Consider the following 24,244-nt stretch of genomic DNA (forward strand, 5'->3'; position numbering starts at 1 on the left):
GCCCCCTGGCCGGAGCTGTTCGCCCCCGTGGGGCGCCCTTGCCGTCATCCCCCAGTCGTACGACGGGACCAACCCGCAGCCTGACGACCCGGAGCCCCGATCCGCGAAGACTCGTGGCCATGACGCAGACCATGCCGGAGACCACCTCCACCACCGCCGCGAGCGCTCGCGGCCTGACCCGCACCTACGGCCGCGGAGACGCGCAGGTGCACGCCCTGCGCGGGGTCGACCTGGACCTGCCCGCGGGCCGGTTCACGGCGATCATGGGCCCGTCGGGGTCGGGCAAGTCGACGCTGATGCACTGCCTGGCCGGCCTCGACCAGCCCACCGGCGGCAGCGTGACGGTCGCGGACCGCCGCCTGGAGGCGATGAGCGACGACCAGCTGACCCTCTTCCGCCGCGAGCACCTCGGCTTCGTCTTCCAGTCCTTCAATCTGCTGCCGATGCTGACCGCCGGCCAGAACATCCTGCTGCCGCTGGAGCTCGCCGGCCGCCCGGCCGACCGCGAGCGCTACGACCTGCTCACCGACACCCTCGGCATCGCCGACCGGCTCGGGCACCGCCCGAGCGAGCTCTCGGGCGGCCAGCAGCAGCGGGTGGCCATCGCTCGGGCGCTGATCGCCCGACCGGCGATCGTGTTCGCCGACGAGCCGACCGGAAACCTCGACAGCGAGTCGTCCGCGGAGGTGCTCGGCTTCCTGCGCCGCTCGGTGCGCGAGCTGGGCCAGACGGTGGTGATGGTGACCCACGAGCTGGACGCCGCGGCGTACGCCGACGACGTGGTCGTCATCGCCGACGGCGCGGTCCGCGCCCATCTCGTCGACCCGACCGCCGACCAGCTGGTCGCCACCCTGCGGGGCGAGCGATGAGGACCGTGCTGCTCGCCTCGCTGCGCACCCACGCCCGGCGGTACGTCGCCGCCGCGGTCGCGGTGGTCATCGGCGTCTCGTTCGTGGTGGTCACCAGCGCGCTCTCCGCGGCCACCAAGGACGGCCTGGTGGCCGGGGTCGGCCTGCCCTACGCGGACGCCGACTCCGTCGTCTCGGCCATCGGCACCGACGACGCCGCCACCGTCGTACGACGGGCCGCGGAGGCCGGGGACAGCGCGGCCGTGCTCGGTTACGTCCCGCTGCCGGTCAGCTCCGGCGGGAAGGTCGCCGACCAGGACGCCGACATCGCGCCGATCGCCGACGATCCGGCGCTGCGCTGGCAGGAGCTCCGCGCGGGCACCTGGCCCAGCGGACCCGGCGAGGCCGTCGTCGACGTCAACGCGGCCAAGACCAACGGCCTCGAGATCGGCGACACCATCCGGGTCGGCGCGGGCAGCCGCGCCCTCGAGGCGAGGGTGGTCGGCACCGTCGACAGCCCGTCGGCGTCCGCGGGAGGGTCGGTCTACCTCTTCTGGTCCGACCTCGAGCGCTGGTCGTCCTCGTTCTACGTCGAGAGCGTCGCCTACCTCGGCGCCGGCGCGGAGCAGGCCGCGGCCGGCACCGGCGCGACGGTCCAGCCCGCCGCCGAGTTCGTGCAGGAGCGCCAGGCCGAGCTGACCCGCGAGGTCGACGTGATCGCGATCCTGCTGCTGGTCTTCGCCGCGATCGCGCTCTTCGTCTCCGTGCTGGTCATCGCCAACACCTTCACGATCCTCTTCGCCCAGCGCACCCGCGACCTGGCCCTGCTGCGCTGCGTCGGCACCACCCGGCGCCAGCTGCTGCGGGCCATGCGGGTCGAGGCCCTGGTCCTCGGCGTCGCCGCGTCGGGCCTCGGGCTGGTCGTCGGCACGGTCCTCGGCTGGGCCCTGGTCGCGATCGCCCGCTCCCAGATGCCGACGGGGACGATGGGCAGCGCCGCGGTCTCGCCGGCCTGGTACGCCGGCTCGTTCGCGGTCGGTCTCCTGGTCACCGTGGTCGCCGCCTGGCTGCCGACCCGCAAGGTCGTGCGGGTCAGCCCGCTCGCCGCGCTGCGCCCGGACAGCGGCGTCGACGTCCGCAGCACCGCCGGCCGGGTCCGCACCGCCTCCGGGGTCCTGGCGCTCGTCCTCGGCGCGGGCCTGCTCGTCGTCGCGATGTCGTCCGACTCCGTCCCGGCGATGCTCGCCGGCGGCATGGTCTCCTTCACCGGCGTGCTGGTGCTCGGCCCGCTCGTCGTCCCGGCGCTGGTCCGGGCCGCCGGTGCACCGGTCCGCGGGACCACGGCCCGGCTCGCGACCGGCAACGCCGTGCGCAACCCCCGTCGTACGGCGGCGACGACGGCCTCGCTGCTGATCGGCGTCACGCTCACCACCGCGGTGCTCACCGGGCTGGCCAGCTCGCGGACCGCCGTCGCCGGCGACCTCGACACCGACCACCCCGTCGACCTGGCGATCACCTCCGCGACGGGTCCGCTGCCCGCGAGCCTGCTCGGCGACGTCCAGTCCACGGCCGGGGTGAGCGAGGCGGTCGCCCTGGACGGTATCGACGCGGAGGCGGCCGGTCTGGGCACCCTCCCCGTGATCGCCCCCGACGGCGTCGACGGCGTGGTCCGCGACACCGGCCTGGTCGTCCCCGAGCCCGGGACCATCGTGGTCCCCTGGGACCTGCTGCCCGACGGCAACGTGCCCGAGCGACTGGCCGTGACCGTCGACGGTCGGACCGAGCGGCTCCAGGTGTCGCTCTCCGAGGGCTGGGGCGAGGCCGCGCTGGTCGCACCCGAGACCCTCGCCCGGCTCACGGCGGACCCGCTGCCGCGCGCCGTGTGGGTGCGGGCCGACGACGCCGCGGACGCCGAGGACCTCGCCGGCGACCTCGGCGCCCTGGCCACCAACGCCGGGGTGGACCTCACCGACGGGTACGCCGAGCGCCACTGGGTGGAGCTGCAGCTCGACATCCTCACCGGCGCGGTGGCCGCACTGCTCGGCATCGCGGTCGTGATCGCCCTGATCGGCATCGGCAACACCCTCGGCTTGTCCGTGCTGGAGCGCGCTCGCGAGAACGCGCTGCTGCGCGCGCTCGGGCTGACCCGGCGCCAGCTGCGCCGGATGCTGGCCGCGGAGGCGGTCCTGCTGTCCGTGGTGGCCACCGTGCTGGGCACGCTCATCGGCGTGCTCTTCGCCTGGGTCGCGGTGCGCACGATGGTCGACGTCGCGGTCGAGGACGTCTCGGTGGTGCTGCCGTGGGGCCAGCTCGCGGTCGTCGTGCTGGTCTCCGGCGTCGCTGGGCTGCTGGCCGGGGTGCTGCCCGCGCGCCGGGCCGCCCGGATCGTGCCCGCGGCGGGGCTGGCCCTGGACTAGGACGAGGGCTTGGCCTTCTGCGGGTAGAACGTCTCGTGCCGGGCCAGCATCTCGACGAACTCGCGGATCTTCCGCTCCCGGGTCTCGGCCCGCTTGACGGCGCCGAGCCGGTGGATCAGCGCGAAGCGGTTGGCGCTGGTCAGCACGTCGAGCATCGCCTGGGCCTCGGGGTTCGCCGCGACCGCCGCCAGCAGGTCCTCGGGGACCACGGCGGTCGACGGTGGGGCGTACGCCGCCGCCCACCGTCCGTCGGCCTGGGCCGCCTCGACCGCCGCCCGGCCGGCGGGCGCCATCCGGCCCTCGGCCTCCAACCGGCCGATCAGGCCGACGTTGACCTGGGACCAACGGCTGCGGGCGGTGCGTGGCGTCATCCGCTGGTACGACGTGGCCGCGTCGCGGCTGCGGGCCTGCCCGTCGATCCAGCCGAAGCAGAGCGCCTCGTCGAGCGCGTCCGCCCGGGTCAGGGCGGTGGTGTCGCCGCCCTTCTTGGTCAGCACCAGCCACACGCCCGGCACGTCGGCGTGGTGCTCCTCCAGCCAGGCCCGCCACGCGGCGGCGTCGGGGACGAGCAGCTCCTCGAGATCAGTCACGTCGTACGGCATACCGCACCTGGGTGGCGCAGGTCGAGGGTGGACGCGTCGGCTCAGACGTACGGCGAGATCGTCTCCCGGATCTCGTTGACCGCCAGCGCGAGGAACAGCAGCGCGCAGAGCACCATGAACCCGTTGGAGAGCCAGCCGTTGCGCCACTGGTCGGGCACCTCGGAGTGCGGCAGCGCGCCGTCGCGCCGCTTGTTCAGCAGCACCAGCAGGGTGATCGCGAGGAACGGCATGAACAGCGCGCCGAGGGTGCCGTAGGCCAGGATCAGCCCGACCGGCTCGTCGAGCAGCAGGAGCAGCATCGGCGGGAAGGTCAGCCAGAGCATGTAGGCGCGGAAGTAGCGGCCGCCGGTGCGGGTGTCGGGGTGGCCGGAGGGCAGGTCGCGCAGGTTGCCGACGTAGTCGGCGAACATCAGGCTGACGCCGCTCCAGACGCCGATCAGGGACGAGAACGACGAGGCGAAGAAGCCGATGAGGAACACCTTGCCGAAGACCGTGCCGTACCGGTCCTCGAGGATGTCGGACAGCTGCACCAGCGCCTGGTCCCCGGTCTGCGCGGCGATGCCGGCCGAGTAGTAGAGCTCGGCGCCCAGGATCAGCATCGAGACGACGAAGACGCCGGTGACGGCGTAGGCGACGCCGTTGTCGATCCGCATCACCCTCATGAACCTCGGCGTGGCCCAGCCCTTCTCGCGCAGCCAGTAGCCGTAGGCCGCGAGGGTGATGGTGCCGCCCACGCCGCCGGCGATCGCGAGCACGTTGACTACCGAGTCGTCGGGGAAGACCGGGCGCAGGCCGAGCACGATCTCGCCGAGGTTCGGCGTGGCCAGCAGGGCCGCACCGACGACCGTGACGAACATGATCCCGACCAGCGCGGCCATCACCTTCTCGAACGCGGCGTACGACCCGAGCCACACCAGGGCCAGCCCGATCAGCCCGATCGCCATCGCGGTCCAGCGCAGCGAGAGGTCGGGGAACAGCGCGACCAGCGGCAGCGCCGACGACGACATCGCGGTGGCGCCGTACACGAGGCCCCAGACGACGATGTACGGCGCGAAGTACCAGGTCGTCCAGCGACCCAGGCTGCGCCAGCCCTCGAAGATGGTGCGGCCGGTGGCCAGCGAGTAGCGGCCCGCGCCCTCGACGAGCACCACCTTGATCACGGCGCCGAGGACGGCGACCCACAGCAGCGTGTAGCCGAACTTCGCGCCGGCGACGAGGGTCGCGACCAGGTCGGCAGCGCCGACGCCGGTCGCCGCGACCACCAGGCCGGGCCCCACCACCTTCCAGCGCGGCGGGCGGGCGTCGGTCTGCTGGCCGGTGTCCGTCATCTCGGGATGGTGCCCACTCCGCTCAGTCGGTGAACGCGCAGAACTCGTTGCCCTCCGGGTCGACCAGGATCGTCCACGAGACGTCCGCGTCCGGCCGTCGTACGACGCGCGCGCCGGCGGCGACGAGCGCGTCGACCGACGAGGTGTCGACGTCCCAGTGGATCCGGTTCTTGACCGTCTTGGGCTCCGGCACCGCGACGAACACCAGTCCTTCGAACGGGGCGCCCTCGATGTCCTCGACCGTCCACCACGGGCCCTCGTCGTCCGCGTCGGACACCACCCGGGCGCCGAGGACGTCGGCCCACCACGTGGCCATCCGCTCCGGGTCGGCGCTGTCGACGCCGATCTCGTAGAGCCGGTCGTCGGGCAGCCGGTCGCGCTCGAAGACGCAGAGCTCGCCGCCCTCGGGGTCGCGCAGCACCTGCCAGCGGAACCGGTCGACGACGTACGGCGTGGCGCCTAGCGCGAGCACGTCGTCGACCGACGCGACGTGCAGGTCCAGGTGCACCCGCTGCTTGACGGTCACCGGCTCCGGGACCGGGTTGACCCACACGGTGTGGTGCCGGGTGCGGCCGGTGAGCTGCACCAGACCGTCCCCGCGCTCGGCGTAGCCGAGGTCGAGCGCGCCGGCCCAGAACCGGCCCATCCGGGCCGGGTCGACCGCGTCGACGCAGAGGTCCTTGAACGTGGCGAGGGGGCTCACCCGCCCCATCCTCTTCGAATCCGGTTGACCTCAACCCGGCTTCAAGTCCTAGCGTTCCCCGGGTGATCGTCACCGCCCCACCGCGCCCGCGGCTGCTGTCCCCGTCGTACGCCGCCACGACGGCGGGCATGTTCGCGCTCTGCGCGCTGGTGGCGTTCGAGGCGACCGCTGTGACGACGGTGATGCCGGGCGTGGCCGACCGGCTGGACGGGGTCGGGCTCTACGCGCTGTCGTTCGCCGCGCCGCTGGCCAGCGGCGTGGTCGGGATGGTGGCGGCGGGCGGCTGGAGCGACCGGCGCGGGCCCATGCTGCCGCTGGCCGTCGCGCTGGTGCTCTTCTCGCTCGGGCTCGTCGTCTGCGGCTCCGCGCCCGGCATGGAGGTCCTGGTCGCCGGCCGGGTGCTGCAGGGCCTCGGCGGCGGGGCGCTGACCGTGTGCCTCTACGTCTCGGTGGGCCTGGTCTTCCCGGCCGCGCTGCAGCCGTCGGTGTTCGCGTCCTTCGCCGCCGCCTGGGTGCTGCCGTCGCTCTTCGGCCCCGCGCTCGCGGCGCTCGTCGCCGACACGGTCGGCTGGCGGTGGGTGTTCCTGGGCGTGGTCGTCTTGGTCGCCCTGGCCGCCGCGCTGGTCCTGCCCGCGCTGCGCCGCGTCGTCGTCGCGCCCACCGCCGCCCCGTTCCCGGTCCGCCGCCTGCAGTGGGCGGTGACCGCCGCGGTCGCCGTCCTGGTCCTCGAGCTGCTCGGCTCCCGGCGCGGGCCGCTGCTCCTGCTGGCCGGCGTCGCCCTGGTGGTCGTCGGGATCGCCCTGCGGCGACTGCTCCCCGCGGGTGCGCTGAGCGGGGCCCGCGGGCTCCCGGCCGTGATCGCCACCCGCGGCCTGCTCAGCGCCGCGTTCTTCTGCGGCGAGGCCTACATCGTCTTCGTGCTGCAGGAGAGCTGGGGGCTGAGCGCCGGCCGGGCCGGCCTCGCGCTGACCGTCGTCGGCGTGGTGTGGGCGGCGTCCAGCCAGCTCCAGGGCCGGCTCGGCGACCGGGTCGCCGACACGACCGCGATGGGGGCGGGCACCCTGCTCGTCCTGGTCGGGACCGCCGCCCTCGCCCTGGTCGTCGCGACGCACCTGCACCCGGCGCTCGCGGTGGCGTCGTACGTCGTGGCCGGGGCGGGCATGGGCTTCGGCTACCCGCGCACCGGCGTGGCGATGCTGGCCGCCTCCTCCGACGCCGACCGCGGCTTCAACTCCTCGGCCCTGTCGATCGCCGACTCGCTCGGCGGCGCGTTCGCGCTGTCGGCGTCCGGGATCGTCTACGCCACCGCCGAGCGCTCCGGCGCCGACCCGTTCCTGCCGGTGTTCGTCCTCGCCGCCGCCCTGGCCGTGCTCGGCGTGCTGGCCGCGACCCGGACCCGGACCTGAGTGTCGCCGGGTCACGCCCAGGTCGGGCGGTGCCGCGACCCCGCAAGCAGCGCAATTGCGCTGGTTACGGGCGAGTAGCACGCCTACCGGCCCGTAACCAGCGCAATTGCGCCGGTCAGGGGCGGCGCGCGGCGGTCAGGCCCGGCGGTTGACCCGCACCTTGTTGCCGGCACCGACGACCTTGACCTGGGTGCGGCCCTTGGTCACCACGACCTTGTTGCTGGCGCCGCGGACGGTGACCTGCGGGACCCGGGTCAGCCGGGCCTGGTTGCCGGCACCGCGGATGGAGAGGCTCTTGGCCCGGCCGACCTGGAGCCTGGCCGTGGAGCCGATGACCCGGACCACGCCGGCGTTGCCGCGGACCCTCACGATCGTGTTGCTGGCCCGGAGCGTGACCCGCCGGGCGGAGGCGAGGGTGACCTTCAGGCCGCTGCCCTTGATCGTCACCGTCGAGCAGGCGCCGGTCAGCGTGTAGGTCTCGGCCGAGCCGCGGAGCGTGACCGGGCCGGTGGAGCAGTCGACCGTGGTCGCGGCGGAGGCCGGCGACGGGGTCCAGACGAGGGTGGCGGCGGCCAGCGCGGCCGCGGTGGCGAGGGTGCGGAAGGTCTTCACGAAGGTCTCCCTGCCCGTGAGCAGCGGTGCCTAACCCAGCACCACCCCGGCCAGCTTGTCGGGCGCGCGCACGAGGTCGACCCGGACCACCCGCTCCCCGTCGACGGTCAGCGAGGCGATGGTGCCGACCCGGCCGGACGGGTCGACCACGGCGAAGCCGGTCGCCCCGTTGACGAGCACCACCTCGACCCGGGCGTTCTCGCCGCGCGCGAAGGTGCCGAGCAGGAACCGCGCGACCCGGTCCGGGCCGAGGACCGGCCGCCGGGCGGCGCTCACCACCCCGCCGCCGTCGCTGGTCAGCACCACGCCGGGGTCGAGCGTGCTGACCAGGGCGGCCAGGTCGCCCCCGGCCGCCGCCGCGGCGAAGGCGGCGACCACCCGGTCGTGGTCCCCGCGGTCGACGTCGAGCCGCGGCGTACCGGCGGAGACGTGCCGCCGAGCCCGGCTGGCCAGCTGCCGTACGGCGTCCGGGGTCCGGCCCACCGCGTCGGCCACCTCGGGGAACGGCATCCCGAACAGGTCGTGCAGCACCCAGGCCGTGCGCTCCGCGGGACTGAGCTGCTCCAGGACGACGAGCAGCGCGTAGCGGACCGACTCGTCCAGGGTCACCCGCTCGGCCGGGTCCGGACCGGTCACCACCGGCTCGGGCAGCCACGGGCCGACGTACGCCTCCCGACGGACGCGGGCGGAGCGGAGCACGTCGAGGGCCGCCCGGGAGACCGCGACGGTCGCCCAGCCGAGGACGTCGCGGACCGGGTCGCGCCGGTCCGCCTCGACCAGCCGCAGCCAGCAGTCGGCGACCACGTCCTCGGCCTCGGCGTGGCTGCCGAGGATCGCGTAGGCGACCCGGACCAGCCGCGGGCGCGCGGCGTCGTACTCCTCGACGAGGGCGAGGTCCCAGTCGCTCACGACCCCGCCACCCACGTGTCGAAGGTGATGGTGCCGCGCGGGCCGTCGCCCGCGGGGCAGAGCGACCCGTCGCGCATCCCGCGACCCACCGCACCCGGGAGCCGTACGCCGACCACGCGCCGTCCCAGCCCGCGGGCCCGCGAGACGCGCCGGGCCAGGCCGACCATCTCCAGCCGGTCCGGACCGGCGAGGTCGGCGACCCGCCCGGACGGGCCGGCCTGGACCAGGTCGACCAGAGCGCCGGCGACCTCGACGGCCGCGACCGGCTGGCTGAGCATCCGCGGCACCAGCGAGAACGGCCCGACCCGCACGAACCCGAGCGCCTGCTCGGCGAACTCGTGGAACTGGGTGGCCCGCAGGATGCTCCAGCCGACCGGCGCCTCGACGACCAGCCGTTCCTGGAGCTGCTTGCCGCGGTAGTAGCCCGACGGGACGTCGTCGATGCCGACGATCGACAGCGCGACGTGGTGCCCGACCCCCGCCGCCCGCTCGCCGGCGAGCAGGCTCCGGGTGACGCCCCCGAAGAACGCCTCCGCCTGCTCCTGCCGCTGCGTGGCCACGCTCGTGACGTCGACGACCGCGTCGACCCCGGTGAGCCGCGCGGCCAGCCCCTCGCCGGTGGTCAGGTCGACCCCGCGGCCCCGCGCCAGCTCGACCACCTCGTGCCCGCGCTCGCGGGCGGCCTGCACGACGTACCGTCCGACCGTCCCGGTCGCCCCGGCCACCGCGATCCTCATGTGCTGAGTGTTCATGGAAGGAGGACGAGACGGCCACCCGCTCTGTGACACACAATCTCGTCATGCCGTACGACGAGCAGCTCGCCGCCCGCGTCCGCGACCTGGTCGCCGAGCACGGGCCGGTCGAGGAGAAGCGGATGTTCGGCGGGCTGGCGTTCCTGCTCGGAGGTCATCTCGCGGTCTGCGCGAGCCACGAGGGCGGGCTGCTGGTGCGCACCGACGGCACCGAGTCGGAGGAGCTGCTCGCCCAGGAGCACGTCGGCCCGATGGTGATGGGCTCCCAGTCGTCCCGCACCTGGCTGCACGTCGCCGCGCCCGCCCTCGCCGCCGACGACGACCTGGCCACCTGGATCGCCCGCGGCGTCGCCACCGCGCAGGCCCTCCCACCCAAGCCGTAGCCACCGGCTCACCCATGCCTGAGGAGGTCGCGCAGCGACCCGGCTTTCCGGTGGTTGAGGAGGTTGCGCAGCAACCGTCTCGAAACCCGGTGAGCCGACAGTCGGCCTCCCGGACGCCTACCCCGAGCTCGCCGGGTCTCGAGACGGGACTTCGTCCCTCCTCAACCACCAGGACGGGCGTCGAGACGGGACTTCGTCCTTCCTCAACCACCCGCGGTCAGCGCAGCACGGGCTCCGTCTTCTCGCGGATCTCGTCCTCGGAGACGCCCGGCGCCAGCTCGACGAGCCGCAGCCCACCCCCCTGTGACGCGGGCTCGACGTCGATCACGCCCAGGTCGGTGATGATCCGCTGCACGACCCCGCGCCCGGTGTAGGGCAGCGAGCACTCCTCGACGATCTTGTAGGAGCCGTCCCTGGCGACGTGCTCCATCAGCACGATCACCCGCTTCGCGCCGTGGACCAGGTCCATCGCGCCGCCCATCCCCTTGACCATCTTCCCGGGGATCATCCAGTTCGCGATGTCGCCCGCGGCCGAGACCTGCATCGCCCCGAGGATCGCCGCGTCGATCTTGCCGCCGCGGATCATCCCGAACGAGGTCGCCGAGTCGAAGATCGACGCCCCCGGCCGCAGCGTCACCGTCTCCTTGCCCGCGTTGATCAGATCCGGATCCTCCTCGCCCGCCAGCGGGTAGGCACCCGTCCCGAGCACCCCGTTCTCCGACTGCAGCACCAGCTCGACGCCGTCCTCGACGTAGTTCGGCACGAGCGTCGGCAGCCCGATGCCGAGGTTGACGTACGACCCGTCCGCCAGCTCGCTCGCCGCCCGGGCGGCCATCTCCTCGCGCGACCACGCCATCAGGAACGCACCGTCCTCTTCTCGATCCGCTTGTCCGCGGCCTGCTCCGGGGTCAGCGCCACCACCCGGTGCACGAACACCCCCGGCGTGTGCACCTGGTTGGGGTCCAGCTCACCCGGCTCGACCAGCTCCTCGACCTCCGCCACCGTCACCCGCCCGCACATCGCGGCCAGCGGGTTGAAGTTGCGCGCGGAGTCGCGGAAGACCAGGTTGCCGTGCCGGTCGCCGCGCCAGGCCCGGACCAGTCCGTAGTCGGCCACGATCGCGTGCTCGAGGACGTACTCGCGCCCGTCGAACTCCTGCGTCTGCTTGGCCGGACTCGCCACGACCACGTTGCCGGCGGCGTCGTAGCGCCACGGCAGGCCGCCGTCGGCGACCTGCGTCCCCACGCCGGTGGCGGTGAAGAACGCCGGGATCCCGGACCCGCCGGCGCGCATCCGCTCCGCCAGCGTCCCCTGCGGGGTCAGCTCCACCTCGAGCTCACCGGCGAGGTACTGCCGCGCGAACTCCTTGTTCTCCCCGACGTACGAGGCCACCATCCGCCGCAGCCGGCCCGCACCGAGCAGCAGCCCGAGCCCCCAGCCGTCGACGCCGGCGTTGTTCGACACCGCCTCCAGGTCGGTCGTCCCGGCCTCCAGCAGCGCCGCGATCAGCACCGACGGGATCCCGCACAGCCCGAAGCCGCCGACCGAGATCGTCGCGCCGTCGGGGATGTCCGCCACGGCCTCCGCGGCCGAGTCCACCACCTTGTCCATGCCCCCCATCACAGCCAGGCCCGGGCGGCTCGTCAACGAACGCCCACCCAGCAGACGTGGATCAGTCGGCGAGTGGACCCGGGACTGAGCTAGCGTCCACTGGGTGAACGCACCGACCGACGTCCTCGGCCGGGCCGGCGCGGTCCTCCGCGCGGTCGCGGCCCAGGAGCCGACCGGGACCACCACGTCGGCGGCCGCGCGCGCCGCGGGCCTCGCCCGTCCCACCACCCACCGCTTGCTCGTCTCCCTGCAGTCCGAGGGACTGGTCGACCGCGACCCCGGCTCCGGACGCTGGCTGCTCGGCCCCGAGCTCTACTTCCTGGGCGTCGCCGCCGCCCCGCGGTACGACGTCACCGCGCTCGCGCAACCGGTCGTGCGCCGCCTCGCCCGGACCACCGGCGAGAGCGCCTTCTTCTCGGCCCGCCGCGGCGACGAGACCATCTGCCTGGTCCGCGAGGACGGCAGCTTCCCCATCCGCAGCCACGTGCTCAGCGAGGGGGTCCGCTTCCCGCTGGGTGTCGCGTCGGCGGGCATGGTGCTCCTCGCCCACCTGCCCGACCGCGAGGTGGACGCCTACCTCCAGCGCGCCGACCTGGACCCCGCCGCCGCGCGGGAGCACGTCGAGCGCACCCGGGAGACCGGGTACGCCGTCAACCCCGGCCTGGTCGTCGAGGGCAGCTGGGGCCTGGGGGCCGCGGTCTTCGACGCCGAGGGCCGGCCGCGCTGGGCGCTCAGCCTCACGGGCGTCGCCCACCGGTTCGCCGACGACCGCCGTCCCGAGCTCGGCGCCCTGCTGCTGCGCGAGGCCCACGAGCTGACCCGGACACTCGCGAAGCGTTAGCGGCGAGGCCGATCTGGCTAATCTTCTGGCCATGACGGACGCGGCGTGGGCGAAGGTGCGCCTGCACGTCGTCACCGGCAAGGGCGGCACCGGCAAGTCCACCGTCGCCGCCGCGCTCGCGCTGGCCCTCGCCTCCCACGGCAAGCACGTGCTGCTCTGCGAGGTCGAGGGCCGCCAGGGCATCGCCCGGATGTTCGACGTCGACCCGCTCCCCTACGCCGAGCGGCGCATCGCCGCCGGCCTGGACCCCGGCGACGGCCGGCGCGCGGGGGTCGTCCACGCCCTGCACATCGACCCCGAGGCCGCGCTGCTCGAGTACCTCGCCATGTACTACAAGCTCGGCCGGGCCGGCCGGGCGCTCGACCGCTTCGGCGTCATCGAGTTCGCCACCACGATCGCCCCCGGCGTCCGCGACGTGCTGCTGACCGGCAAGGTCTTCGAGGCGGTGCAGCGCAACAGTCGCAACAAGGGCGCCATCGAGTACGACGCCGTCGTGCTCGACGCCCCGCCCACCGGCCGGATCTCGCAGTTCCTCAACGTCAGCGGCGAGCTGGCCGGGCTGGCCAAGGTCGGCCCGATCAAGAGCCAGTCCGACACCATGATGACGCTGTTCCGCTCGCCGCGGACCGCCGTGCACCTGGTGACCGTGCTCGAGGAGATGCCGGTGCAGGAGACCGCCGACGGCATCACCGAGCTGCGGGCCAACGGGCTCCCGGTCGGCGCGGTCGTGGTCAACCAGGTCCGCCCCCGCGACATCGCCGCGGACGACCTTCTCGCCGCCCGGTCCGGCGGCCTCGACAAGGAAGCGGTCCGCGAGGACCTGGAGGCCGCCGGCGTGACGGCCACCAAGACGCTGGTGGACGGGCTGGCCGCCGAGGCCCGCGACCACGCCGAGCGCCGGGCGCTCGAGGACGCCCAGCGCGCGTTGGTGGCCGAGCTGGACGCGCCGTCGTACGAGCTGCCGCTGCTGGCGGGCGGCATCGACCTGGGCGGGCTCTACGACCTGGCCGCCCGGCTCCGCGAGCAGGGGATGGCCTGATGGCCGCGCGCAGCTCCCGCACCCGGGTCGGCCCGCTGGCCGCCCGCCCCGGCGCGGCGCCGGCCCTCGACGTCGACGCGCTCCTCGACGACCGGTCGACCGGGATCATCGTCTGCTGCGGCTCGGGCGGGGTCGGCAAGACCACCACCTCCGCGGCCCTGGCGCTCCGGGCGGCCGAGCGCGGCCGCAAGGTCGTGGTGCTGACCATCGACCCGGCCCGGCGGCTGGCCCAGTCGATGGGCATCGAGCAGCTCGACAACACGCCCCGGCCGGTGACCGGCGTCGACGCCGCGGCCGGCGGCCACCTCGACGCGATGATGCTCGACATGAAGCGCACCTTCGACGAGGTGGTCGAGGGTCAGGCCAGCCCGGAGAAGGCGCAGCAGATCCTGGAGAACCCCTTCTACGTCGCCCTGTCGAGCTCGTTCGCCGGCACCCAGGAGTACATGGCGATGGAGAAGCTCGGCCAGCTCCACGCCGACGCGCAGCGCGACGGCAGCTACGACCTGATCGTGGTCGACACCCCGCCGTCGCGGTCCGCGCTGGACTTCCTGGACGCGCCGGAGCGGCTCTCGAGCTTCCTCGACGGCCGGTTCATCCGGCTGATGCTCGCCCCGGCCAAGGGACCGGCCCGGCTGATGAGCGCCGGCATCGGGCTGATCACCAACGCGCTCACCAAGATCCTGGGCGGGCAGGTGCTGCGCGACGTGCAGACGTTCGTCGCCGCCCTCGACACCGTCTTCGGCGGCTTCCGGGCGCGCGCGCAGAAGACCTACGCGCTGCTCCAGGCCGACGGGACGGCGTTCCTCGTCGTCGCCGCGCCCGAGCCGGACGCGCTGCGCGAGGCGGCGTACTTCGTCGAGCGGCTCGGCGAGGACCGGATGCCGCTCGCGGGCCTGGTCGTCAACCGGGCGAGCCCGGCCCCGCGCGGGCGGCTCTCCGCCGACGAGGCCACGACCGCAGCTGCCCGACTGCGCAAGCTCGACCCGACGTCGCTGACGGCCGGACTCCTCCGGCTGCACGCCGACCGGGTGCGCACGACCGAGCGCGAGGCGGTGCTCCGCGAGCGATTCGCGGCGGCGCACCCGCACGTCGCGACGGCCGTCGTACCGGCGCTGCCGACGGACGTGCACGACCTCAAGGGTCTGCGGCGCGTCGGCACCCTGCTCGCCCAGGGCTGACGCCCCGGACGAGTCGACCGGGACCGGTCAGGCGTGGACGGCCGGGGTGACCGGCGTGGTCGCGGGCTGGCCGCCCTGCTCCCGCGCCGTCTCCAGCACCGAGCGCCACGACGCGGCCGGCCGCCGGCGCAGCAGCGCCCGGCGCTCCCGCTCCGTCATGCCGCCCCAGACGCCCCACTCGATCTGGTTGTCGAGCGCCTCCGCGAGGCACTCGGTGCGCACGGGGCAACCCGCGCACAGCTGCTTGGCCTTGTTCTGCTCCGCGCCACGCACGAACAGCTGGTCCGGCGAAGCCGTCCGGCAGGCGGCGCGCGGCGTCCAGTCCTCAACCCACATGTTTGATGTCCCCACATCATCCGAGCCAGACCGCGTCCCCATGACGCACTGTTCTCGGGATTCCCTCAGGGACAAAGTTAAAGAATGCTGAGAGGTCCAGACAGACACAGAGGAACCAATCTCACTAGTCCGAACTGACTAGTCATAACGGGCCACTCCAACCTCGGGGAAGCGGCTGGGGTTCCCGCGCTCCCGTACCCTGGGAGCCATGCCGTCGTCGCCCCTGCCGCCGTCCTCGCCGCCGCCGACCTCCGGTGGCGACCGCCTGACCGCCGGCCGGGTGGTCTCGCACGTCGTGGTGATGCTGGCCGTCTCGGCGGTCCTGGGCGTCATCGTGGCCGGCCTGGCGATCCCGTTCGCCGGCGTCGCGGGCGTGGGCGCGCGCAACGCCTCGGAGGCGCTGGCCGACCTGCCCGAGGAGCTCGACACCGGCGTCCTCCCGCAGCGCACCCAGATCCTGGACAGCCAGGACAACGTGATGGCGACCATCTACGACCAGAACCGCGTCGAGGTCTCCCTCGGCCAGATCTCGCGCACGATGGTCAAGGCGATCGTGGCCATCGAGGACTACCGCTTCTACGAGCACGGCGCGCTCGACCTCAAGGGCACCCTGCGCGCCTTCGTCACCAACGCCGCCAACGACGGCGCCACCGTGCAGGGCGGCTCCTCGATCACCCAGCAGCTGGTCAAGCAGACCCTGGTGACCCAGGCGAACACCGACGAGGAGCGGCGCGAGGCGACCGCGACCGACTACTCCCGCAAGATCCGCGAGCTGCGCTACGCGATCGCGATGGAGGAGGAGCACAGCAAGGACTGGATCCTCGAGCGCTACCTCAACATCGCCTACTTCGGCGACGGCGCCTACGGCATCCAGGCCGCGGCCAAGCACTACTTCAACGTCAACGCGCGCAAGCTCGACCTCCGTCAGTCCGCGATGCTCGCGGGCCTGGTGCAGAGCCCCGACGCGCTCGACCCGACCGACAACGAGGACCGGGCCCTGGCCCGCCGGAACGTCGTCCTCGACCGGATGGCCCAGCTCAACGTCATCCCGCAGGAGCGGGCCGACCGGGTCAAGGAGCGCTCGCTCGGCCTGCGCGTCCAGCCCGCCAACAACGGCTGCACCTCCGCCTCGGCTCCGTTCTTCTGCGACTACGTCCTGAAGTACCTGATGCGCGACAAGTCGCTGGGCCGCACCCGCGCCGACCGCGAGCAGATCCTGAAGTCCGGCGGTCTGACCATCCGGACCACGCTCGACCAGCGCTTCCAGGACGCCGCCGACAAGGCCGTGACCGACACCGTCTCCTCCCCTAAGGCCAACGCCATCGGCGGCCTCGCGATGGTCGAGCCCGGCACCGGCGAGGTCCGCGCGATCGCCCAGTCGCGCCCGATGGGTCGCAACAAGAAGGCCGGCCAGACCTTCATCAACTACGCCGTCAACGAGAAGTACGGCACGGCCAAGGGCTTCCAGGGCGGGTCGACGTTCAAGGCCTTCGTGCTCGCCCAGGCGATCGAGGACGGCATCCCGCTCTCCGAGGCGATCAACTCGCCCTCCCCCGGCACCTTCCAGGAGGAGGACTACGAGGACTGCGACGGCGAGCCCTACGGCTACGGCGAGTTCCAGGTGCCCAACTCCACGACCGGCAGCATCGTGGCCAACATGTACAACGGCACCCGACTGTCGGTGAACACCTTCTTCCTCGGCCTCGAGAAGATGACCGGCATCTGCGAGCCCTACAACCTGGCCAAGAAGATGGGCCTCGACCTCACCAACCCGACCGGCGACAAGCGCGGCAACGGCGCCGAGCGGGTGCCCAACTTCACCCTCGGCGTCGCCGACGTCAGCCCGCTGGAGATGGCCGAGGCCTACGCCACCTTCGCCGCCCGCGGCAAGCACTGCGACACGCGACCGGTCACCTCGATCGAGGACAGCAAGGGCAACGTCCTCAAGGAGTACAAGCCGACCTGCACCCGGGTGATGCAGGAGAGCACCGCCGACGCGGTCAGCGACGTGCTCCGCGGGCTCCTCGAGGGCTCCGGCTTCGCCGCCGCCCAGAACCTCGGCCGTGACGCCGGCGGCAAGACCGGTACGACGAACAACGGCAACTCGGTGTGGTTCGCCGGCTACACCCCGACGATGGCGGCAGCGGCGATGATCGCCGGCGCCAACCAGGAGGGATCCCCCTCGAGCCTCAACGGGGTCGACATCGGCTCGCAGACCATCTACGGCGCCGTCTCCGGCTCCCGCCTGGCCGCCCCGATCTGGGGCTCGGCCATGCGCGCCACCCTCGACCTCTACGAGAACAAGGACTTCGTCTACCCCTCGGGGGTCGCGGGCGCCGGCGTCACCGCGCCCGCCCCGCAGCCCACGAAGGGCGGTCGCGGCGGCCGCGACAACGACAACGACGGCCGGGGTGGTCGCGGCAACGGCGGCCGCGGGAACGGTGGCGGTCGCGGCGGTCGCTGACCGGCTCAGCCGAGCTGGCGGCGTACCTCCGCGGCGACGGCGGAGCCGTCGGCCCGGCCCTTGACCTGGGGCTGGACCACGCCCATCACCTTGCCCATCGCCTTCATGCCCTCGCCGGCGGCGCCGACCTGCTCGACGGCGGCCGTCACGATCGCAGAGATCTCCTCGACACTCAGCTGCTGGGGCAGGTAGTCGGCGAGCACCGCGGCCTCGGCCCGCTCCTTGGCGGCCATCTCGGGCCGGTTGCCGTCGTCGAAGGCGACCGCGGCCTCGCGCCGCTTCTTCGCCTCGCTGGACAGCACGCCGACGACGTCGTCGTCACTGAGCTCGCGAGCCTCCTTGCCGGCGACCTCGGCGTTGGTCAGCGCCGTCAGCACCATCCGCAGGGTGGAGGAGCGCACCTCGTCACGACCCTTGATGGCGGTGGTGAGGTCGGCACGGAGACGGTCCTTCAGGGAGCTCATGAGGGCCATTGTGGCAGCCTTGCCACGTGCTCCTCGACCGAGTTGTCCCCCGCCTGCTGGGCGCGGGCGCCGTCGTGGGCGCGGCCCTCACGACGTACGCCCTGGTCGAGGCGCGGCGCTACACGCTGCGGCGGGTGACCGTGCCGGTCCTGGCCCCCGGCCGGCCGTCGCTGCGCGTGCTGCACCTCTCCGACCTGCACGTCACCCCCGCCCAGACCCGCAAGCTCGAGTGGCTCTCGAGCCTCGCGGTGCTGCGCCCCGACCTGGTCGTCGACACCGGCGACAACCTGGCCCACCGCGACTCCGTCCCGGCCGTCCGCGACGCGCTCGGCCCGCTGCTCGACGTCCCCGGCGTGTTCGTGATGGGCAGCAACGACTACTTCGAGCCGTCCTTCCGCAACCCGTTCCTCTACCTGCTCCCCGACACCGGCAAGCGGCACACCGACGTCGCCCAGCTGCCCTGGCGCGAGCTGCGCACGACGTTCACCGACCGCGGCTGGGTCGACCTGACCAACACCCGGGCGACCGTCACCGTCGGCGGGACGACGATCGCCTTCGCCGGCGTCGACGACCCGCACCTCGAGTACGACCGCCTCGACCAGGTCGCCGGCCCCGCGGACCGGACCGCCGACCTGCGGCTCGGGGTCGCGCACGCGCCGTACCTCCGGGTGCTGGACCAGTTCGCCACCGACGGGTACGACGCCGTCCTCGCCGGCCACACCCACGGCGGCCAGGTCTGCCTGCCCGGTGGCCGCGCCCTGACCACGAACTGCGATCTGGAGCCGGCCCGCGCGCGCGGCCTGCACCGGCACCCGGCCGACTCCCGCCCCGGCGACCCGGGCTCGTCGTGGCTGCACGTGTCGGCCGGCCTCGGCACCAGCCCCTACGCCCGGATCCGGGTCGCCTGCCGTCCCGAGGCGACCCTGCTGACCCTGGTGTCTCGCAGCTGACCCTCGATTGGGTTCGGCCTGACCCGCTCCGGTATGCTCCCGTGCTTGTGAGCCCGGCTTCGGCCGGAGGTCATGGATCGGGCTGTGGCGCAGCTTGGTAGCGCGCTTCGTTCGGGACGAAGAGGCCGCAGGTTCAAATCCTGTCAGCCCGACCGATCACCGGGTGCCCCGGACCTTCAGGTCCGGGGCACCCGCTCATTTCGTCGGTTCGTGGCGGCCCGCTTCCCCGCAGATCGTCAGGGATCTCCTGCGCCCGTGGCACACTCACCGGCATGGCAGACGACCGCGACCCGGCAGCGCCGCCGCCGTCCCTCGAACCGCCCTCGCTGTTCCGGCGTCGACGCAAGCCGAAGCCGGCGCCCGCGGACCCACCCGCGGACGAGCAGCCGACCGAGGTGGTCGAGGTGGTCGAGCCCGCTCCTGCCGAGCCGACCGAGGTGCTGGATGCGGTGCCGGCCGTGGAGCCCGAACCCGTGCCCGTGCCCGCGCCTGAGCCGATCGCGGAGCCGGAACCGGTCCCCGAGCCCGAGCCGACCCCCGAGCCCGAGCCGGTCCCCGAGCCGGAGCCGGTCCCCGAGCCGGAGCCGGTCGCGGCCGCGGAGTCGCGGCCGATCCAGCCGGCGCACGAGGCGCCGCCGCTGTACGCCGACGAGGTCGAGCCCGCGGCCGTGGTACCCGCCCCGGAGCCTACGCCCGCGCCGCGGCCGGAGAAGGCCGCCAGGACGCCGCGCGGACCGATCGTCACCGGCCTGACCGCGGCGGTCGTGACGGGCCTGCTGGTGGGCGTGCTGATCGTGCTGCTGACCGCGGGCGGGCAGCAGGTCTGCGAGGCCGCCCAGGGCACGTCGTCGTGCGGCGGGGCGGGCTACCCGCTCGTCCTGGCCATCCTGATCGTCGCCGTGATCGCCGGCGGGGCGCTGCTGCGCTGGTCCGCCGTCCCCGACCCGACGAGCACCAGCTTCCTCGGCGTCGGCCTGCTGGCCGTGATCGCGCTGCTGTTCCTCGTCGAGTCGCTCGACTCGTGGTGGATGCTGCTGGTCATCCCGGTGGTCTCGACGGCGACCTACGCCGGCAGCCACTGGGTGACCACCGCGGTCATCGAGCCCGCGCGGGACTAGCCCCCGTCGGCCGGCTCAGCGCGCGGCGGCGACCAGCTCGGCGATCTGCACGGTGTTGAGGGCCGCGCCCTTGCGGAGGTTGTCGTTGGAGATGAACAGCGCCAGGCCGCGGCCGTCGTCGACGCCCTCGTCCTGCCGGATCCGGCCGACGTACGACGGGTCCTGGCCGGCCGCCTGCAGCGGCGTCGGGATGTCGGACAGCTCGACGCCCGGCGCGGTGGCCAGCAGCTCGGTGGCGCGCGCGGGCGAGAGCGGCGCGGCGAACTCGGCGTTCACCGACAGCGAGTGGCCGGTGAAGACCGGGACCCGCACGCAGATGCCGGAGACCTTCAGCTCGGGGAGGCCGAGGATCTTGCGGGACTCGTGTCGGAGCTTCTGCTCCTCGTCGGTCTCGTTCAGCCCGTCGTCGACGAGGGAGCCGGCCAGCGGCAGCACGTTGTAGGCGATGGTGCGGGCGTACTTGACCGGGTCGGGGAACGCGACCGAGGAGCCGTCGTAGGCCAGCTCGCGAGCCTTGTCGCCGGCCGCGGCGACCTGGGTGGCCAGCTCGTCGACGCCGGCGAGGCCGGAGCCGGAGACGGCCTGGTAGGTCGACACGACGAGCCGGACCAGGCCGGCCTCCTCGTGCAGCACCTTCAGGACCGGCATGGCGGCCATGGTGGTGCAGTTCGGGTTGGCGATGATGCCGCGTCCGGCCGCGATCACGTCGGCTGCGGCGTCCGGGTTGACCTCGGAGACGACCAGCGGGATCGCGGGGTCCTTGCGGAAGGCGCTGGAGTTGTCGACGACGATCACGCCGGCGTCGACGAACCTCGGGACCAGCGCGCGCGAGGCCGTGGCACCGGCGGAGAAGAGCGCGACGTCGAGGCCCGTGGGGTCGGCGGTCTCGGAGTCCTCGACGACCACCTCGCGGCCGGCGTACTGGAGCACCTTGCCGGCCGAGCGGGCCGAGGCGAAGAACCGGATCTGGTCGACCGGGAAGTCCCGCTCCTCCAGGATCTGGCGCATGGCGACGCCGACCTGGCCGGTGGCGCCGACGACACCGATGTTCAGGCGGGCGCTCATCGGCCGGTCCCGCCGTACACGACGGCCTCGACCTCGTCGGCGTCGAGGTCGAACGCGGTGTGCGTCGCGCGGACGGCCTCGTCGACCTGGGCCTCGTCGACGATCACCGAGATCCGGATCTCGGAGGTGGAGATCATCTCGATGTTGACGCCGGCCGAGGCCAGCGCGGAGAAGAACTTAGCGGTGATGCCGGGATGCGAGCGCATGCCGGCGCCGATCAGCGAGACCTTGCCGATCTGGTCGTTGTAGAGGAGCTGCTCGTAGCCGACCTCGTCCTGGATCCGCGCCAGCGCGGCCATCGCGGTCTGGCCGTCGGTGCGCGGGAGCGTGAAGGAGATGTCGGTGCGGCCGGTCGCGGCGGCGGAGACGTTCTGGACGACCATGTCGATGTTGACCTCGGAGCCGGCCAGGGCCTCGAAGATGCGGGCCGCCTCGCCCACCTTGTCGGGCACGCCGACCACGGTGATCTTGGCCTCGCTGCGGTCGTGCGCGACCCCGGCGATGATCGGCTGCTCCATGGGTTCTGCTCCCTCTTGCTGGTCGGGGATGACCCACGTCCCCTCCTTCTGCGAGAAGGAGGAGCGGACGTGGACCGGCATGTCGTAACGGCGGGCGTACTCGACGCACCGCAGGTGCAGGATCTTGGCGCCGTTGGCGGCCATCTCGAGCATCACCTCGGTCGAGACGCGGTCGAGCTTGCGGGCGGCGGGGACGATCCGCGGGTCGGCGGTGAACACCCCGTCGACGTCGGTGTAGATCTCGCACACCTCGGCGCCGAGCGCCGCCGCCAGGGCGACGGCGGTGGTGTCGGTGCCCCCGCGGCCGAGCGTGGTGATCTCCTTGGTGTCCTGCGAGACGCCCTGGAAGCCGGCCACGATGACGATGTGGCCCTCGGCGATCGCCGACTCGATGCGGCCCGGCGTGACGTCGATGATCTTGGCCTTGCCGTGGACCGAGTCGGTGATCACGCCGGCCTGCGAGCCGGTGAACGACCGGGCGCTGTAGCCGAGGTCGGAGATCGCCATCGCGACCAGCGCCATCGAGATCCGCTCACCCGCGGTGAGCAGCATGTCGAGCTCGCGGGCCGGCGGCGCGGGGCTGACCGCCTGCGCCTTCTCGATCAGCTCGTCGGTCGAGTCGCCCATCGCCGAGACCGCGACGACGACGTCATGGCCCGCCTTCTTGGCCTCCACGATGCGTCGGGCGACGCGCTTGATCGCGCTGGGGTCGGCGACCGACGACCCGCCGTACTTCTGCACGACAATGCCCACGGGGTTCTACCTTCGGGGTTCGGGGGTGTACGACGGCCGCACCTGCTCGCGACCGGCCCCGAGTTTACCGGCCCGTGACGTCGCGTCCGGCGAGCATCTCATCGGCGACCGCGACCACCTCGGCGTCGACCTCGTCGTCGGCGTCCAGGCGCGAGTGGGTGACGATCGAGTGCAGCGCCCGCAGCGACGCGCTGGCACTGGTGCCCCACGACGAGACGTAGGAGAACTGCCACCACCACAGCGCCTCGGCGACGTCGCCGTTGCGGAAGTGGCGCAGCCCGTTGGCCACGTCGGTGGCCACGCTGGTCAGCTCGTCGGACAGGTTGGCCGTGTCGAGCTCGGGCACGTAGGGGTCGAAGACGTAGCTGTAGGTGTCGACCGGCCCCAGCAGCGTGGCCAGCCGCAGCCGCATCGCGTCGAGGTCGGGGTCGGGGCCTACGTCGGGCTGGTACTCCTGGTCGGGCTCGAAGTCGGCCTGCGCGCCGAGCCGGGCGCCGGCCAGCAGCAGCTGGCTGACCTCCAGCAGCAGCAGCGAGATCGCACCGCTGCCTTCCTCGTCGCGCGAGATGGCCTGGATCGCGACCAGGAAGCTCTCCACCTGGTCGGCGATCTGCTGCGCGAAGTCCTCGGTGGCGGTCGTGTCAGTCATCTGCGGATCGTCTCCCTGCGAAGGCTCGTCCCAGGGTGACCTCGTCGGCGTACTCGAGGTCACCCCCCACGGGCAGTCCACTCGCCAAACGGGTCACGCGCAACCCGATCGGCTTCAGCATCCTGGTGAGGTAGGTGGCGGTCGCCTCGCCCTCGAGGTTGGGGTCGGTGGCGAGGATGGTCTCGGTGATGGTGCCGTCGGCCAGCCGGGTCATCAGCTCGCGGATGCGGAGCTGCTCGGGCCCGATGCCGTCGATCGGCGAGATCGCCCCGCCGAGGACGTGGTAGCGGCCGCGGTACTCGCGGGTGCGCTCGATGGCCACGACGTCCTTGTACTCCTCGACCACGCACAGCACGGTCGGGTCGCGGCGCGGGTCACGGCAGATCCGGCACTGCTCGTCCTCGGACACGTTGAAGCAGATGCTGCAGAACTTGACCTTGGCCTTGACCTCGATCAGCACGTCGGCGAGGCGGCGTACGTCGACGGGGTCGGCCTGGAGCAGGTGGAACGCGATGCGCTGCGCGCTCTTGGGACCCACGCCCGGCAGCCGACCGAGCTCGTCGATCAGGTCCTGGACGACGCCTTCGTACAACTCAGAACCCGAGCTGTCCGAGGCCCGGGAGGCCCCCGGGCTGGTCGCCGCCGGGCAGGCCGCCGGCCAGCGGGCCGAGGGCCTCGCCGGCGAGGGCGTCGGCCTGGGCCTTCGCGTCGCGGAAGGCAGCCACGATCATGTCGCCCAGGTCGGAGAGGTCGTCGGCGTCGCCGCCGTCGAACTGGCCGGCCTTGATCTCGACCCCGACCAGCTCGCCGACGCCGCTGACGGTGACCGTCACGGCGCCGCCGGCGACCGTGCCGTCGACCCGGGCCTCGCCGAGCCGCTCCTGGGCCTCCTGCAGCTGGCTCTGCATCTGCTGGGCCTGCTGGAGCAGGGCGTTCATGTCGAAGCCACCGCCGCCGAGGGCGTCGAAGGGGTTCTGGGTCATGGGGTCACCTCGGGGAAGTTGATGGTCACTGGTGGCGGATCTCCTCGACCACGCGAGCACCGAGCTCGCGGGCCAGCAGCTCGGAGGCACCGAGCTGGTCGGTGTCGGCGTCGAGGTCGTCGGGGTGGACGTCGGCGTCCGCGTCGTAGGCGTCCGGGTCGGGCGCGGCCGGCTCACCCTGGCCGGCCGGCCGGGTCTGCTGGACGGCCTCGCGAGCGCGGGCGATCGCGTCGGGCCCGGGGCGCTCGGGCCGCTCCGGGGGCGGGGCGGCCGCCTCGGGCGCGGGCTCGGCCGCCCAGTCGGGCGGCGCGC

The 24,244-nt window shown here is 73.3% G+C and carries 25 protein-coding genes, 1 tRNA gene and 1 pseudogene; 11 read left to right on the forward strand and 16 right to left on the reverse strand.

Features of this window, described 5'->3' with window-relative positions; translation table 11 throughout:
* The first annotated feature begins 119 nt into the window (after window positions 1–119).
* Both V7S47_RS23255 and V7S47_RS23260 read left to right on the forward strand, forming a co-directional pair.
* A complete protein-coding gene (locus V7S47_RS23255; RefSeq protein WP_090854091.1) occupies window positions 120–869 on the forward strand; it encodes an ABC transporter ATP-binding protein in 750 nt (249 codons plus the stop codon).
* The gene (locus tag V7S47_RS23260) at window positions 866–3,265 is read left to right on the forward strand and encodes an ABC transporter permease (protein WP_336563806.1); all 2,400 of its coding nucleotides are present in this window, start codon (window positions 866–868) and stop codon (window positions 3,263–3,265) included. The genes V7S47_RS23255 and V7S47_RS23260 overlap by 4 nt, the downstream gene beginning before the upstream one ends.
* Here V7S47_RS23260 and V7S47_RS23265 read toward each other — a convergent pair.
* From V7S47_RS23265 to V7S47_RS23275, 3 genes are read right to left on the reverse strand one after another with little or no spacing between them, the layout of a single operon-like run.
* Entirely contained in the window at window positions 3,262–3,855 is a 594-nt protein-coding gene (locus tag V7S47_RS23265; protein WP_336563807.1) for a YdeI/OmpD-associated family protein, read from the reverse strand. The two genes, V7S47_RS23260 and V7S47_RS23265, sit on opposite strands and share 4 nt — an antisense overlap.
* 53 nt (window positions 3,856–3,908) lie before the next feature.
* Entirely contained in the window at window positions 3,909–5,195 is a 1,287-nt protein-coding gene (locus V7S47_RS23270) for an Nramp family divalent metal transporter (protein ID WP_336563808.1), read from the reverse strand.
* 22 nt (window positions 5,196–5,217) lie between these two features.
* The gene (locus V7S47_RS23275) at window positions 5,218–5,898 is read right to left on the reverse strand and encodes a VOC family protein (protein ID WP_336563809.1); all 681 of its coding nucleotides are present in this window, start codon (window positions 5,896–5,898) and stop codon (window positions 5,218–5,220) included.
* A gap of 62 nt (window positions 5,899–5,960) precedes the next feature.
* Between V7S47_RS23275 and V7S47_RS23280 the strand changes: the two genes are divergently transcribed.
* The gene (locus V7S47_RS23280) at window positions 5,961–7,304 is read left to right on the forward strand and encodes an MFS transporter (protein ID WP_336563810.1); all 1,344 of its coding nucleotides are present in this window, start codon (window positions 5,961–5,963) and stop codon (window positions 7,302–7,304) included.
* A 135-nt stretch (window positions 7,305–7,439) separates the two neighbouring features.
* Here the strand turns inward: V7S47_RS23280 and V7S47_RS23285 are convergent, their stop codons facing one another.
* From V7S47_RS23285 to V7S47_RS23295, 3 genes are read right to left on the reverse strand one after another with little or no spacing between them, the layout of a single operon-like run.
* Window positions 7,440–7,916, reverse strand: coding sequence for a DUF3060 domain-containing protein (locus V7S47_RS23285; RefSeq protein ID WP_336563811.1), 477 nt, complete (start codon window positions 7,914–7,916; stop codon window positions 7,440–7,442).
* Window positions 7,917–7,946: 30 nt separating this feature from the next.
* Window positions 7,947–8,825, reverse strand: coding sequence for an RNA polymerase sigma factor SigJ (sigJ, locus tag V7S47_RS23290; protein ID WP_336563812.1), 879 nt, complete (start codon window positions 8,823–8,825; stop codon window positions 7,947–7,949).
* Window positions 8,822–9,562: an SDR family oxidoreductase gene (locus V7S47_RS23295; RefSeq protein WP_336563813.1), complete on the reverse strand. Its 741-nt coding sequence runs from the start codon at window positions 9,560–9,562 to the stop codon at window positions 8,822–8,824. The genes sigJ and V7S47_RS23295 overlap by 4 nt, the downstream gene beginning before the upstream one ends.
* 62 nt (window positions 9,563–9,624) lie before the next feature.
* On the opposite strand from V7S47_RS23295, the gene V7S47_RS23300 reads away from it, so the two are divergent.
* The gene (locus V7S47_RS23300; protein ID WP_336563814.1) at window positions 9,625–9,960 is read left to right on the forward strand and encodes a TfoX/Sxy family protein; all 336 of its coding nucleotides are present in this window, start codon (window positions 9,625–9,627) and stop codon (window positions 9,958–9,960) included.
* A gap of 217 nt (window positions 9,961–10,177) precedes the next feature.
* Here V7S47_RS23300 and V7S47_RS23305 read toward each other — a convergent pair whose 3' ends face one another.
* Both V7S47_RS23305 and V7S47_RS23310 read right to left on the reverse strand, forming a co-directional pair.
* The gene (locus V7S47_RS23305; RefSeq protein WP_336563815.1) at window positions 10,178–10,816 is read right to left on the reverse strand and encodes a 3-oxoacid CoA-transferase subunit B; all 639 of its coding nucleotides are present in this window, start codon (window positions 10,814–10,816) and stop codon (window positions 10,178–10,180) included.
* The gene (locus V7S47_RS23310) at window positions 10,816–11,571 is read right to left on the reverse strand and encodes a CoA transferase subunit A (protein ID WP_090854538.1); all 756 of its coding nucleotides are present in this window, start codon (window positions 11,569–11,571) and stop codon (window positions 10,816–10,818) included. The genes V7S47_RS23305 and V7S47_RS23310 overlap by 1 nt, the downstream gene beginning before the upstream one ends.
* A 103-nt stretch (window positions 11,572–11,674) precedes the next feature.
* On the opposite strand from V7S47_RS23310, the gene V7S47_RS23315 reads away from it, so the two are divergent.
* From V7S47_RS23315 to V7S47_RS23325, 3 genes are read left to right on the forward strand one after another with little or no spacing between them, the layout of a single operon-like run.
* Window positions 11,675–12,412: an IclR family transcriptional regulator gene (locus V7S47_RS23315; RefSeq protein ID WP_336563816.1), complete on the forward strand. Its 738-nt coding sequence runs from the start codon at window positions 11,675–11,677 to the stop codon at window positions 12,410–12,412.
* Window positions 12,413–12,443: 31 nt separating this feature from the next.
* Complete coding sequence (locus V7S47_RS23320) at window positions 12,444–13,451, forward strand: ArsA-related P-loop ATPase (protein WP_336563817.1); 1,008 nt, start codon at window positions 12,444–12,446, stop codon at window positions 13,449–13,451.
* Window positions 13,451–14,632 carry an ArsA family ATPase gene (locus tag V7S47_RS23325; RefSeq protein WP_336563819.1) on the forward strand — a complete coding sequence of 394 codons (1,182 nt, stop codon included), beginning with the start codon at window positions 13,451–13,453 and terminating at the stop codon, window positions 14,630–14,632. The genes V7S47_RS23320 and V7S47_RS23325 overlap by 1 nt, the downstream gene beginning before the upstream one ends.
* Window positions 14,633–14,659: 27 nt before the next feature.
* Here the strand turns inward: V7S47_RS23325 and V7S47_RS23330 are convergent, their stop codons facing one another.
* Window positions 14,660–14,968: a WhiB family transcriptional regulator gene (locus V7S47_RS23330; RefSeq protein WP_090854130.1), complete on the reverse strand. Its 309-nt coding sequence runs from the start codon at window positions 14,966–14,968 to the stop codon at window positions 14,660–14,662.
* A 208-nt stretch (window positions 14,969–15,176) separates the two neighbouring features.
* Here V7S47_RS23330 and V7S47_RS23335 point away from each other — a divergent pair, with 208 nt between their 5' ends.
* Entirely contained in the window at window positions 15,177–17,432 is a 2,256-nt protein-coding gene (locus tag V7S47_RS23335) for a transglycosylase domain-containing protein (protein WP_336563821.1), read from the forward strand.
* A gap of 5 nt (window positions 17,433–17,437) precedes the next feature.
* On the opposite strand, the gene V7S47_RS23340 is transcribed toward V7S47_RS23335, so the two are convergent.
* Window positions 17,438–17,896, reverse strand: coding sequence for a GatB/YqeY domain-containing protein (locus V7S47_RS23340; RefSeq protein WP_336563823.1), 459 nt, complete (start codon window positions 17,894–17,896; stop codon window positions 17,438–17,440).
* 26 nt (window positions 17,897–17,922) lie between these two features.
* Between V7S47_RS23340 and V7S47_RS23345 the strand changes: the two genes are divergently transcribed.
* The 3 genes from V7S47_RS23345 (at window position 17,923) to V7S47_RS23355 (ending at window position 19,964) form a co-directional block, all read left to right on the forward strand.
* Window positions 17,923–18,846, forward strand: coding sequence for a metallophosphoesterase (locus V7S47_RS23345; RefSeq protein WP_336563825.1), 924 nt, complete (start codon window positions 17,923–17,925; stop codon window positions 18,844–18,846).
* Between the two features lie 78 nt (window positions 18,847–18,924).
* Window positions 18,925–18,998, forward strand: a tRNA-Pro gene (locus V7S47_RS23350).
* 120 nt (window positions 18,999–19,118) lie between these two features.
* Window positions 19,119–19,964, forward strand: coding sequence for a hypothetical protein (locus tag V7S47_RS23355; RefSeq protein ID WP_336563826.1), 846 nt, complete (start codon window positions 19,119–19,121; stop codon window positions 19,962–19,964).
* Window positions 19,965–19,979: 15 nt separating this feature from the next.
* Here the strand turns inward: V7S47_RS23355 and V7S47_RS23360 are convergent, their stop codons facing one another.
* The 6 genes and pseudogenes from V7S47_RS23360 to V7S47_RS23385 form a co-directional block, all read right to left on the reverse strand.
* Window positions 19,980–21,029 (reverse strand): aspartate-semialdehyde dehydrogenase, encoded by a 1,050-nt coding sequence (locus V7S47_RS23360; protein WP_336563827.1) that lies wholly within the window; start codon window positions 21,027–21,029, stop codon window positions 19,980–19,982.
* On the reverse strand, window positions 21,026–22,300 hold the full coding sequence (locus V7S47_RS23365; RefSeq protein WP_090854144.1) for an aspartate kinase: 1,275 nt from the start codon (window positions 22,298–22,300) through the stop codon (window positions 21,026–21,028). The genes V7S47_RS23360 and V7S47_RS23365 overlap by 4 nt, the downstream gene beginning before the upstream one ends.
* A gap of 64 nt (window positions 22,301–22,364) precedes the next feature.
* Entirely contained in the window at window positions 22,365–22,949 is a 585-nt protein-coding gene (locus V7S47_RS23370; protein ID WP_090854147.1) for a DUF5063 domain-containing protein, read from the reverse strand.
* A complete protein-coding gene (gene recR / locus V7S47_RS23375; RefSeq protein ID WP_090854150.1) occupies window positions 22,942–23,541 on the reverse strand; it encodes a recombination mediator RecR in 600 nt (199 codons plus the stop codon). Before recR ends, V7S47_RS23370 begins: the two co-directional genes overlap by 8 nt.
* A gap of 1 nt (window position 23,542) precedes the next feature.
* On the reverse strand, window positions 23,543–23,932 hold the full coding sequence (locus V7S47_RS23380) for a YbaB/EbfC family nucleoid-associated protein (protein WP_090854153.1): 390 nt from the start codon (window positions 23,930–23,932) through the stop codon (window positions 23,543–23,545).
* Window positions 23,933–23,957: 25 nt separating this feature from the next.
* A pseudogene (locus V7S47_RS23385) lies at window positions 23,958–24,244 on the reverse strand (DNA polymerase III subunit gamma/tau); the annotation flags it as partial.

Source organism: Nocardioides sp. CCNWLW216 (genome assembly GCF_037120545.1).
GTDB lineage: Bacteria > Actinomycetota > Actinomycetes > Propionibacteriales > Nocardioidaceae > Nocardioides > Nocardioides lianchengensis.